Source organism: Mobiluncus mulieris ATCC 35243 (assembly GCF_000160615.1).
GTDB lineage: Bacteria > Actinomycetota > Actinomycetes > Actinomycetales > Actinomycetaceae > Mobiluncus > Mobiluncus mulieris.
Map to the genome: position 1 here is coordinate 620,549 of NZ_GG668518.1, position 12,005 is coordinate 632,553.

Sequence of the window (12,005 nt, forward strand, 5' to 3'; positions counted from 1 at the left end):
AACTGGACTTCGTATTTCATGCTTCTAGTGCTGCCCATAGTGCGTCCATGCTGGAATACCTTGGCGCGTTGGGGTTGTCTAGCATCGCGCGACCCTCCGCTATGGCCGCTGCCGTGGTGGCGTTGGGCTCATCCAGTCGCAGGTCAAATTGTGCGCGAAGCCTGGTGAGAAGGATTTCTGCGCCGATTTTTTACAAAAATCTCGATTTTTGTAGAATAGACCTGTTGTAGGCCAGGGTATTGTTGCAACTTACGCTGGTTTTGTGGTTGGCACCTCATGCACCCGCAGGAACCCCAAGGGACTTACCGAGCCCCACGGGAACCTAACGGAACCCGCGAGACCCACGCGCCACCGCATGATACCGCCGCGCCGCACCCGAGAGCGTCGGGCGAAACACACGAAAGTGGCGATATAATGCGCAAAATGTTCATACTGTACGGCCCGCAAGGCGCGGGGAAAACTACTTTTGTGCGTGAAAACCATTTGGAAGACTGCACGGTTAACGCCGATGCCATCCGCCTCGCGTTTTCCCGGTATGTTCCGGCCACCGACGGCCAGAAAGTGCTGGCCGTCGGCGAGCACCTGCAACGTCTAGTGCGGCGTATCGTCCAGGAACAAGCCGAAAGCCTGATGTTTTTGGGGTCGCCCGTGATTATCGACGCGGTCAATGCCTCGCAACGTGCCCGTGCCCAGTGGCACAGTTTGGCCGATTCCTACGGCTACGACGTGTTGACCGTGGATTTTACGGCGGTGCCGCGCGCGGAACTGATTGCCCGCAACCAGGCACGTGGCGGGGACAAGGTGGCTGACATCGAGAGTTTCCTTGACCGGTTTGCGGCGTTGATACCCCCGCAAACCATCACCCCGCAACAGATGCTGGATTGTTTCCAGACCCGTCAGCTTGACCTGGGGAATCGTCCTGTGGTGGTGGTTGGTGATGTCCAGTCCTGCGGCGAAGCGCTGGGGCAGGCCGTGGCGGAGCTGGGCACGCCGGACACCAAATGGGTGTTCGTGGGGGACTTATTTGACCGTGGCCCGAATGCGGGCAAGGTGTGGCAGCTGCTGCAAGGTTTGGATTCGGCAGTGGTGGTTGGAAATCACGAAAGAGCCTTGTTAAATGCGGTTAAAGGAAGGGAAGTCAAGCCTGCTACCAAGACGACTTTGCAACAGTTGCTGGCAGTGGGAGCCACTAAGACTGAGCTGGGGGATTGGTATCGTTCCACGGTGCCGTTCTATGATTTCCGCACTGGCGGGCGGGAATTTTTTGTATCCCACGGTGGGGTGCTGCCCGCGACCATTCGCCAGATTCGCGCTACGGGGCGCTGTGATTTGCCTGATGACTATTTTATTTTCGGGGTGGGAACCCGGGGAAATACCTATCGGTGTCGGCGCGAGTTCAAGAATTTTCCCGAGCTGGGGGATTCTGAAATCGTGCAACTACATGGGCACCGCAATGAAGCCAAAGAGAACTTCGTGCATCCCGGGGTGATAAATCTGGAATCCGGGGTGGAGCGCGACGGCTGGCTCTCGGTTTACGCCATTGACGGTGCGACTGGGGCGGGCGAGATTCATACTTTCCGCGAGCCGCGTGGTGCTTCTGCCTAGTTTCTTTTGGTTTCGCTTGGCGTGTCCCGTCTGGTTCGCTCGGTTTCATGAGGTGCCAGCCCGGGTATGCCCGGCGTAAGCGTCCGCAGTAGCTTCCCGGGATTTCGCGGTGTGAACCGGGTTTTTTGGCGGCATTTTCCCTAAATCTTGGATGGGTGAATAGGCACTTGACACGCTTGGTAAAACGATTTACTATTAGTTCTTGACAGCACTGGTAAATCGTTTTACCAGAGGTGATGCAAGGAATTCATTGCAATGAAGGGATGGATAAGTTCAAACAGAGAAACCTACGGATATCACGGAAAACGCGGTCAAGTAGAGGACTGCTGGGGCTTTAATCAACACAAAACTACTGGAACTACAGGAAAAGAGGAACAATGAAAAAGGCAATTGCTTGTATCAGCATGGTAGCCACGGCATTAGCGTTGTGTTCTTGCGGGGGCAGCGGTGCTTCCCCCGCTGCTAAGAACGCTGCTGGGGCTAGCGGGGTAACCGAAGTTAGCGTGTGGCACTATTGGGATGGCACCAACGCGGATACCTTCGATGCGATGGTGGACAAATTCAACTCTGAGCACAAAGACATCAAGGTGACTACCACCTCGGTGCCCAATGCGGATTATCTGACCAAGTTGCGGGCTTCGGCTTCGTCAAACAGCTTGCCAGATATTTCTATTGGGGATTTAATCTGGGTGCCCCAGATTGCCCAGATGGGCAAGTCAGCGGATATCTCCAAAGTGCTTGACTCAAAGTTACTGGCTGATATCAACCCGGCTTTAACCAGTTTCGGGTCTATTGACGGCAAGCAGGTTTCGGTGCCGGTTTCCGGCAACAACCTGGCCTATATGTACAACAAAACCCTGTTCAAGGACGCGGGTCTGGATCCGAACCAGCCGCCGAAAACCTGGGAAGAACTAAAGACCATGGGCAAGCAGATTCTGGACAAAACCGGGAAACCCGGATACGACCTGTTGACCGAGGCTGGGGACAACGGCGAAGGACTCACCTGGAACTTCCAGGTGAACCTGTGGCAGGCCGGGGGAGAATTCCTGACGGCAGACAATTCCAAAGCGGCGTTTAACACCCCGGAAGGCAAGAAAGCCGCCCAGTTCTGGGTTGACCTGATTAAGGCTGGTATTAGCCCCTATGCTTCTTGGGGCAAGTTTGAAAAAGGACAGGGCGGCTCCGCCCAAGAAGGCTCCTGGATGGTAGGAATCTGGGCAGCCGACCCGCCGTTTGATTTTGACGTAGCCCAACTGCCGGTTCCCGAGGGCGGTAAACAAGTTACTAACCTGGGTGGGGAACAGGCCATGATTTTCGATAACGATGCCAAGAAAGTGGCGGCAGCGGGCAAGTTCCTGTCTTGGTTCCTTGATGATGCGCAAATGATTGATTGGAACGAAAAGACGGGGTTCATTCCCGTACGTAATTCGATTGCTAGTGGCGAGGAATACCGGTCTTGGGTGGAGAAAAACGAAAAGCGCCTCATGCCCTTTGTTGAACAGATGAAGTACGCCAAGGCGCGTCCTAACACCCCGCTGTACCCCCAGATTTCGATGGCCTTTGCCAAAGAAATGGAAAAGGCTTTTGCCGGTGACCTAAGCGTTGAGGAAGCGCTTACCAATGCCGAAAAAGCCGTCAATGATGTTATTGCCAAAGGTAAAAAGTAACAATGACTAGGCAGCAAGCACCGGCACGCCGGCACATGAGCAGCGCCAGCGGCAAAGAACAAGTCATCACCGCGTATGCGATGCTGATTCCAGCATTGGTGATTTTGGGAATCTTCGTGTTCTATCCCATCGTGGCGGCGGCTTATATGAGCCTGACCAGTTGGGATGGGTTCAACCCCGAAATGCCTTTTGTGGGCTTAGATAACTATTTGAACCTGGCTAAAAATCCAGAGTTTTGGAACTCCCTCACAGTTACCGTTATCTATGCCGCCGGCGTGTCGGTGCTTTCTGTCCTCACCGGTTTAGTTTTCGCCATTCTTTTGGACGCGCCCATTAGGGGACGCGGCCTATATCGCACGATTTATTTCCTGCCGGTGGTGACTTCCTCGGTTGCGGTGTCGATTGTATGGAAATACATGTTGGATGATTCGGGCCTGGTCAATAACTGGCTGGGACACTTGGGAATAACCGGCCCAGATTGGCTACAAAACCGCTGGATAGCCCTGGCGGCACTGACCTTGCTGACCGTGTGGAAGAATTTGGGATTCAACATTGTGCTGTATCTGACCGCCCTGCAGGGTCTGCCGCGCTCAGTCTTCGAGGCCGCCGAGATAGACGGTGCCAACAAGTTACAACAGATTCGCTTCATGACAGTACCCCTGTTGCGCCCGATGACATTCTTTGTAGTAGTGCAAGCACTAATCAACAGTTTCCAAGCCTTCGACCTGGTGTATGTCTTTACCGAAGGCGGGCCGCGCGGTGGTACGGATGTGCTGGGCATGATGATGTACCGTCAAGCCTTCCGGCTGGGAAATTTCGGTTACGGCACCGCGATTTCCCTGGTGACCTTGGTGCTGGTGCTGGTAGTGACGCTGGTGCAGTGGAAGTTTAGCGGAACGGAGGAAAAATGAGCCAGAAAACCGAGATTACACCTCATGAAAACCCCCACCGCCACCCGACAAATTTGGTGAGGCACGCGGTACTGATTCTTGGGTCATTCACGATTTTGGTGCCGTTTTTGTGGATGATTACCACTTCTTTGCAGAGCAAGGCCGAAACCTATACCGCCCAGTCGATAATCCCGACTTCCTGGCATTGGGAAAACTACCTGCAGGCCTGGCAAAACGCGCCTTTTGCCCGCTACTATCTCAACTCGATGCTGATGGCGGCGGGAATCGTGGTGGGGCACCTGGTGTTCGACTCATTGGCTGCATTCGCTTTTGCCAGGTTGAAATTCCCCGGCAAGAAAGTCATATTCATCGTCCTGTTGGCAGCGCTGATGGTGCCAAGTTTTGTAACCATCATCCCGGCCTACGCTATCGTGGCTAAACTGGGGTGGATAGACACCTTTGCGGCCTTAATCGTCCCGCGCCTGGCGGATGTGTTCGGGATTATCCTGTTGCGACAGTATTTTTCGACCATTCCGATGGAACTCGACGAGGCCGCCCGGATTGACGGATGTTCCTCGTGGCAAATCTACTACCGCATACTGATGCCGCTAGCGAAACCAGCCCTGGCGACTTTAGCCATATTTTCTTTCCTATTTGCCTGGAATGATTTTCTCTGGCCCCTGCTAGTAACCAATGCGGAAGACATGCGCACTATCCAAATCGGGCTCAACGGCTTCGTCGGCAGATATGGCACCTCGTGGAACTACCTGATGGCCGGAACCCTAACCGCCACGCTACCCAGCGTCATCGTCTTCATATTCTTCCAAAAAGCCCTGGAGCGTGGCATCGCCGCTACGGGGCTAAAAGACTAAAACCGTCGAAAAGACTAAAACTACCAAAAATGAAAGGAAACCTCTCATGAACGCTCCCGCTTGGATAGCCTCTGCCAACTTCTACCAGATTTTCCCCGAACGTTTCGCTAACGGGAACCCGGCCTTGAATCCGCCACAAATTGCCCCCTGGGACACCAAACCCAGCTATGACAATTTCTTGGGTGGGGATTTGCCGGGCATTATTCAACACCTGCCGTACCTGGCGGATATGCACATTAACGCCCTGTACCTGAATCCGATTTTCGCCGCGTGTACCAATCACCGCTACGATGCCGTGGATTACTTCGCCATTGACCCGCAGCTGGGGGATTTGGATACCTTCGCTGCGTTGATTGCCAAGGCTCATGACCTGGGAATTCGGGTGATTCTGGATGGGGTGTTCAACCACTGCGGCAATGGACACAAATATTTCCGCGATGTTATGCGCCACGGTGCCGATTCCAAGTATGTCAACTGGTTTTTCGTGGAAGGCTTCCCGGTGATATCCCAAACCGACGACTGCAACTATAAAACCTGTTCCGGGTGCTACTACCTGCCGAAATGGAACGTCTACAACCCGGAAGTGCGTCAGCATCACCTGGAAGTCGCGAAATACTGGTTGAACCGGGGGATTGACGGGTGGCGCTTGGATGTGCCGTATTATGTTAACATGAGCTTCTGGCGCGAATTCCACGATACTGTCAAGACCTTTGGTGATGACAAATATCTGGTGGCCGAAGACTGGCGAGATCCCGTGCCGTGGCTGGAAACCGATTTGATGGACGGAGTAATGAACTACACGCTGCGTGACCTAATTTTGGCCTTTAGCACGGACGAATCCTTAGATGCCTTCCAGTTCGCCGCCGGGGTCAACAAACTGCACAATCGGATTCCGGAAAGCCACCGCACCAGTATGTTTAACCTGCTCGACAGCCACGACACCGAACGCGTGGCCACGCGAGCCAAGAACCGCCAGTCAGCAATAGCCCAAGCCTTTGCCCTGCTGTATTCCCTGGTGGGAACCCCCGTGCTGTACTATGGGGATGAAAATGGGATGCTTGGCGAAAACGACCCTGGCTGTCGCGCCGGTATGGAGTGGAATACCAACCGCTGGAACACCGACACCAGGAATCTGGTTACCGGGTTACTAAAAGCCCGCAGCCAATCCGATGTGCTACAAAAAGGCAGCCAGCAAGTCAAGGCGATAGATGCCAATACCCTCATGGTCGTAAGGAAATATCGAGACCGGGGTGCGGTGCTGTTGCTGCATCGCGGCAGCGGCAGAAATGTTGCCTTGACTCAAGTACCATTGAAACAAGCCCGTTGTCTGTATGGATTGCCGGGAGTCTTAGGCGAGAGCTACCGTTTGGATGACTCGCATCCGCTGTTATTAGAAGGGATAATCGACGAAACACAATGGAAGGCACTAATCAAAACACCGCAGTTGTGTTGAGGCTAGCTCGTTTTTCAACACCGAGGATTCGTGAATCGCTATGAATAGCAGGGTGACGATAAATGACATTGCGAAAATTGCTGGCGTGTCTAAAACCGCAGTGTCTTTCGCCTACAACAACCCCGCTAAGCTCTCCGAAGCAACTCGTGAACGCATCCTTGAGGTGGCGGCGAACCTGGGCTATGTCAGAAACGCGGCAGCACGCTCCATGCGCACCAACACCACCGGGGCGCTGGGGCTGTTGCTGCCGCAAAACATCGATGTAGCGCTAAAAAATCCCTACTATTCACTGCTAATACAGGGCATAGGTGAGGTTTGCCAGGAACAAGGTTATGCCTTGCTGCTGGTGCCGCCATTTGAAGAATCCACCCTAAAAGCCATTCCTACCGCCGCCGTGGACGGATTCATCATTTCTGGTTTAGAAAAGGAACGTAGCGAGGTGGTAGAGATTGCCAGCAAACACATCCCCTTAGTGGTGATTGACCCCCAGGCTTCCCTGGAAGTTCCTACGGTAGAAATCCAAGACGATGAGGCCATCGCCCAGCTAGTCACCAGGGTTTTAGAACAGGGACACCAGCGATTCGGGATTGCAGCTATCGAAACCAAACTGGGGAAATCATACAAAAACTGGCACGGTGTAATGGGGCAGCGCATGGAAAAAATCGTGGCCGCCTTTGCGTCTCATGCGGTGACATTAGACGAAAACAACCTGGCTGTTTACCAAGCTCCCAGTACCTACGAGGGGGGCATTAAGGCGTTCCACGAGTTACAACGAGCCATAAACCCCACGGTTATTATTGCCTTCAGTGATGTTATAGCCCGAGGAGCAATTCGCGCTGCCCAAGATAGCGGGCTGCTGGTGCCGAGAGATTTATCCGTTACCGGCTACGACGGTATTCCTGATTATGGGTATTCCAGCCCAGTCCTGACCACAATTAGACAGCCCATAGCAGAGAAAGGCCGAATCGCGGCTGATATCCTCGTCAAACTGATTCAGGGTTCCGCCACCGGCCGAGGAACAGAGGATAAGCCAACTCACCACGTGCTCAACGCTGTTTTTGTCCCGCAAGCAACCCTGGGCGGGATACCACGCTGACAGGAGCCAGGAGTTTCACCTAAAACGGCAAATCGTTGCCGTTTTTACGGCGCTACACTACGACTGCGTCGAAGTGCGGCTTGTGCCGCGCGTCGCAGAGGGCTGAAAGTCGGCGGGTGACAGGGTTCCGGCCGTCAGTTTCTCGAAGAAAACCGGGGCTTTTTCCCGATCCAGCAACACCGTGGAGCCCACGCCGTGCCCGGGATTGTAACCAACCGAGGCAATCGGTGGCACCCCTTGCATCCCGTCTCCAGAAGCCCGGCGCATCGCCAACACTAGGCGCGCCACATCCCAGGTTTTCGTCTCGCGGTCAATCGACAAAGCTGTTGCGCCCGCATCCGCCAAGGCCAACTGGCGCGACGGCGAAACAAGCACTTCGCGACTCACAGCCTTCTTTAACACCGCCGAAATCACCAGGCGCTGACGTTTCGTGCGTCCGATGTCCCCGGTGGGATCCGAATACCGCATCCGGGAAAACAACAAAGCCGTACGCCCATCCACATCGTGGCACCCCGCTTGCCAATCCAATGCCGTGAAACGGTCGTGAAATGATTGATCCCAACAGACATTCACCCCACCAACCGCGTCCACAATCCGCGACACGCCACTCATGCCTACCTGAACATAGTGATTCACAGTCAGCCCGGTCAAGCCTTCCACGCTTTGCACCAACAGTGGCGCGCCACCCCAGGAAAACGCGGCATTCAGCTTTGCCGCACCTTTGCCGGGAATCTCGGTATAGGTATCGCGCGGCAGGGAAACCATCGCAGCTTGCCCACCCGGAGCTTGGTGTACCAACAGAATCGAGTCGGAACGCTCGCCCTCGGTGCCATCGTTAATCAAGCCTTCGCGGGAATCTGACCCGGCTATCAACCAAGTCGTGCCGGGGGTGGCCGCCGCCCCACTCAGCGCGTCCACCCGTCCAATTTGGCTCTCAACTCGCTGCACCAAGAACAATCCCCAAAACACTACGGCCAAGGCCGCCACCAGCATCACAGCCAGGAACACCAAGAAAAATCTGCGCCACGGGTGGCACACGCGGGTCTTTGCAACGGGACGCGGCTGGTTCTTTGGGATTGGCGGTTCGTCGGGCGGAAATTCGAGGGATGCCGCTGGAAAACTTGGGGGCAGAGCAGTGGGGATTGCGCCGGGAGCGTGGGTCGGGGCAGGCGGTGTTTCGAGTGGGTTTCGCGGCGGAAACGCTGGGGGCAGAGCGAATTCGGCGTCGCTCGTGTTCTTGTCGGCCGCCGGGTTCGGCGGGTAGTTGCTATCGGTTGGGTTCATGAGGGCTTGGCTTGGGTGCGCCGCCGGGGCGGTCGTGTTGTCCCGGTTCATGAGGGGATTGCCGATTGGGATAGCGTTTCGACGGGAGGGCGCCCCGGCGGAAGCACCTAATGAAGCCGCGCCCGGAACCACCGGCTGATCCGCAGCGCGTTCCCCAACGCGACCCGCAGTTGAGTCGGCGTTTCCGGTTGCTGCGGGAGGGGGAAAACTGGGCGGTCGATTCATCAGCGCGAACCCCTGGAAGTACCGCTGTCGTACCTATTTATGGAAGTATCGGAACCGTTGTGCCTGCTAGTCAAGTCACCGGTATCGCTTAAACTGTTGGATTGCCCAGATTCCACACTGGATCCATCGGAATCACCGCTTGTCCGCGAAGAATTCGACGCATCGGGGTCAGCGCTGGCTTCCGGGGTGGCCTCTACCTGTTTGCCATCCAGGTCTTGATACGAGAAAATCGAAGGAATCGGTGTGTCCGCCCGCAAAGCCTTGAACATATCATCAGCATTATCCGCCACCGCTACCCGTGCCGGGTCGGGGGGATATTCACCGAAAGGCAGGGTATAGAACCGAATATTCTCCGGCTTAATTTTCGCCAAAGACACGGCTAAACCACCCATATTGGTGGCTGAACCAAATTCTTCCGAGGTAGTCAAAGACTTCATCCCCGCTTTCAAGAAAGCGTACAAACTGGGTAAATCCGTTAACAAGTTGCGACTCTTGGCTTCTTTCATCATGGCGCCGACCAGCTGCTGTTGTCGCCCGATACGTCCAATATCCGACCCGTCCCCGATGCCCTTACGCGCCCGGGCAAAAGCCAAGGCCTGTACCGGGTCAAGCGTGTGGCACCCGGCGGGAACATCCAACCCCGCCAAGCGATCCTTTAATGGATTCTCGAAACACATCGGCACCCCACCCAAGGCCGCCACCATGTTTTGGAAACCATCAAAATCCACCACCACGAACTGGTCAATATACACTCCCGTCAACTTCTCGACGGCTTTAATCGTGCAAGCCGTGCCCGGGGCAATAAACTTGTCCTGGCTGAGCAGGGAAAACACCGAGTTGAACTGGACTTTCCGCAGCGAGGCAGGCTCGGTGTGTCCATCTTGGTAGCTGCATTCGGGTCGATCCACCATCAGGTCGCGGGGGATCGACATAATCTCGATTCGCTGGCGATTGGCGCTGATATGCGCCAATAAAGTGGTATCCGAGCGCATACCCACCACCAACTGCCCACGTTCGTCGTATTCCTTATGCGCCCGGTAATCCGTGCCGATAACCAGCACATTCAAATCCCGGTTCGCAAAACTGTCCTGGGGGTCTTTGGGTTTTTCCTTGCGGTGTTCTGTGCCCAGCATGGAACTGATATCAACTTTTTTTGCCCAAGACGACACATCGGCCATCACCATCGTCACAAACGACAGGCCGAAAATCACCAGGAACACGACAATGCTGACCAGAATCCGCCATGGGTGACGTGTCGGGGGCAACGCCAGGGCGTGAGAGGCTATGGGGTGTCGCTTCGTTATCACCTGGCTATTGTAAACTGGTTGGGTGTGATTTGCCCGCTCGGGCAAGCCCAAGCCGGCGGTTTTACCTTATTTTTCCAGCCGGAAACCCCCAAAGGAGGTAAACCAATCATGAGCCCCACCGTGCGCCCTAACCCGGAAATACGGGTGGTCTGTGTGGCGTATCACAGCGCCACCCAAGTGCGCAATCTGCTGGAAAGCCTGCCGGCGGCCACCCATCGACGGGTACAAGCGGTGGTGGTGGATAACTCGGAAGCCCCGGATGCCGAACTGCAGCAAATCTGTAAAACCGCTGGTGCCGCCTATGTTTCCCGTCCGGATAACCCCGGTTTCGGGGTGGCCTCTAACCTGGGGGTCGCGCTGCGGGTAAACGGGGTGGCCAGCGAACCCTGGGTGGTATTAGCTAATCCTGACCTGCGGTTTTTGCCGGATTCATTAGATGCCCTCCTGGACGCAGCTGTTGCCCATCCCCAGGCGGCGGTGGTAGGTCCGGCGTTGGTTGACCAGTCTGGCACGCGCTATCCCACCGGCCGGTCTTTCCCGTATTTCTCGGTGGGAATCGGTCATGCGCTGTTTGGCTGGTGGTGGCCGGGTAATCCCTGGACTCAGGCGTATTGGGGGCGAGCGTGGCGCGGAAATGAAAACTGCACGGTGGACTGGGTTTCCGGGGCTTGCCAGGTGTGGCGCCGCGCGGATTGGCGGGTCTTGCACGGTTTCGACCCCAGTTTCTTCATGTACTTCGAGGACGCGGATTTATGCCTTAAGGCGCGGCGACGCTTGGGGAAAACGGCCTTGTTGGCGGCTGGCGTGGCTGTGATTCACGACCAGGGTGCTTCGACGGGGAACGTCACGGCTGGGACTGGCACCTCATGCATCCGCCGCAACGCGATCGACGCGCAAACGCCACTCGACGGTTCCAACTCCCGCAACACTTTCAGCACGCCGAACCCGTCCGTCCGCAGCACGCCGAACCCGCGAGCGCTGCGTGCCCACCACGAGTCGACGCTGATATTTCTACGGCACCTCTATCCTCAAATCTATTGGAGGCCACTCTTGGCGTTGATAGGGTTGGGCTTGAAATTGCGCCTCGCCATTTTGCGGCGGAAGTAGTTTACGCGTGAATTTTCTCCAAGCGACTCATGAATCCGCGCCGCCAGTTCCGTTGGGTGAAGAATCGTTGGGCGGTAACGGGTCGCGGTGGTTGGGGTCGGATTCACGAGGTGCCATCGGATATTCCGGATTAGCCAAGGCTAGCGAGCGGGTCAATTCAGTAATCCGCGCCTGAACCGCAATGTTGTAGCGCCACTGCACCAGCCAAGTCGCGACCACCACCACGACCAGGGAATATAACAGCAAATCCGTGCCGCGACCCACCCCTAGGAACCGTGCCACCGCCGAGATGAGGTTTGGGAAAATAATCGCCAAAGCCGCCCCAACCGCGAATAAAGCCGCCAAGATACGCCGCATCGCTAGGTTTCGGGCTCCCTTAAGACGCGACACATAGACCAACCCGAAAACCACCGCTACCAGCAAAACCACCTTTATCCCCAAGTGGGAAATCGAAGCCAGGTTCCAGGCGGGCGTGACGACCCAACTGAGTGAAAACACT

General features: G+C 55.7%; 10 protein-coding genes. 7 read left to right on the forward strand and 3 right to left on the reverse strand.

Annotation, left to right across the window (positions count from 1 at the left end):
• The first annotated feature begins 423 nt into the window (after positions 1 to 423).
• From HMPREF0577_RS02645 to HMPREF0577_RS02670, 6 genes are all read left to right on the forward strand, one after another.
• Positions 424 to 1,605 carry an AAA family ATPase gene (locus HMPREF0577_RS02645; RefSeq protein WP_248613643.1) on the forward strand — a complete coding sequence of 394 codons (1,182 nt, stop codon included), beginning with the start codon at positions 424 to 426 and terminating at the stop codon, positions 1,603 to 1,605.
• Between the two features lie 377 nt (positions 1,606 to 1,982).
• Positions 1,983 to 3,272, forward strand: a complete 1,290-nt coding sequence (locus HMPREF0577_RS02650) for an ABC transporter substrate-binding protein (protein ID WP_004012109.1) — start codon at positions 1,983 to 1,985, stop codon at positions 3,270 to 3,272.
• A gap of 2 nt (positions 3,273 to 3,274) precedes the next feature.
• Complete coding sequence (locus HMPREF0577_RS02655) at positions 3,275 to 4,183, forward strand: carbohydrate ABC transporter permease (RefSeq protein ID WP_004016606.1); 909 nt, start codon at positions 3,275 to 3,277, stop codon at positions 4,181 to 4,183.
• Positions 4,180 to 5,034, forward strand: a complete 855-nt coding sequence (locus tag HMPREF0577_RS02660; RefSeq protein WP_004012111.1) for a carbohydrate ABC transporter permease — start codon at positions 4,180 to 4,182, stop codon at positions 5,032 to 5,034. The genes HMPREF0577_RS02655 and HMPREF0577_RS02660 overlap by 4 nt, the downstream gene beginning before the upstream one ends.
• Positions 5,035 to 5,080: 46 nt before the next feature.
• Complete coding sequence (locus tag HMPREF0577_RS02665) at positions 5,081 to 6,487, forward strand: glycoside hydrolase family 13 protein (protein WP_004012112.1); 1,407 nt, start codon at positions 5,081 to 5,083, stop codon at positions 6,485 to 6,487.
• Between the two features lie 52 nt (positions 6,488 to 6,539).
• Entirely contained in the window at positions 6,540 to 7,583 is a 1,044-nt protein-coding gene (locus HMPREF0577_RS02670; RefSeq protein ID WP_004015632.1) for a LacI family DNA-binding transcriptional regulator, read from the forward strand.
• Positions 7,584 to 7,640: 57 nt separating this feature from the next.
• Here the strand turns inward: HMPREF0577_RS02670 and HMPREF0577_RS02675 are convergent, their stop codons facing one another.
• Both HMPREF0577_RS02675 and HMPREF0577_RS02680 read right to left on the reverse strand, forming a co-directional pair.
• Positions 7,641 to 9,092 (reverse strand): LCP family protein, encoded by a 1,452-nt coding sequence (locus HMPREF0577_RS02675; RefSeq protein ID WP_004012114.1) that lies wholly within the window; start codon positions 9,090 to 9,092, stop codon positions 7,641 to 7,643.
• The gene (locus tag HMPREF0577_RS02680; RefSeq protein ID WP_004018013.1) at positions 9,092 to 10,399 is read right to left on the reverse strand and encodes an LCP family protein; all 1,308 of its coding nucleotides are present in this window, start codon (positions 10,397 to 10,399) and stop codon (positions 9,092 to 9,094) included. The genes HMPREF0577_RS02675 and HMPREF0577_RS02680 overlap by 1 nt, the downstream gene beginning before the upstream one ends.
• 108 nt (positions 10,400 to 10,507) lie before the next feature.
• Between HMPREF0577_RS02680 and HMPREF0577_RS02685 the strand changes: the two genes are divergently transcribed.
• Positions 10,508 to 11,506, forward strand: coding sequence for a glycosyltransferase (locus HMPREF0577_RS02685; RefSeq protein WP_248613644.1), 999 nt, complete (start codon positions 10,508 to 10,510; stop codon positions 11,504 to 11,506).
• A 27-nt stretch (positions 11,507 to 11,533) separates the two neighbouring features.
• Here HMPREF0577_RS02685 and HMPREF0577_RS02690 read toward each other — a convergent pair whose 3' ends face one another.
• Complete coding sequence (locus HMPREF0577_RS02690) at positions 11,534 to 12,004, reverse strand: DUF2304 domain-containing protein (protein WP_004012117.1); 471 nt, start codon at positions 12,002 to 12,004, stop codon at positions 11,534 to 11,536.
• Position 12,005 lies beyond the last annotated feature (1 nt).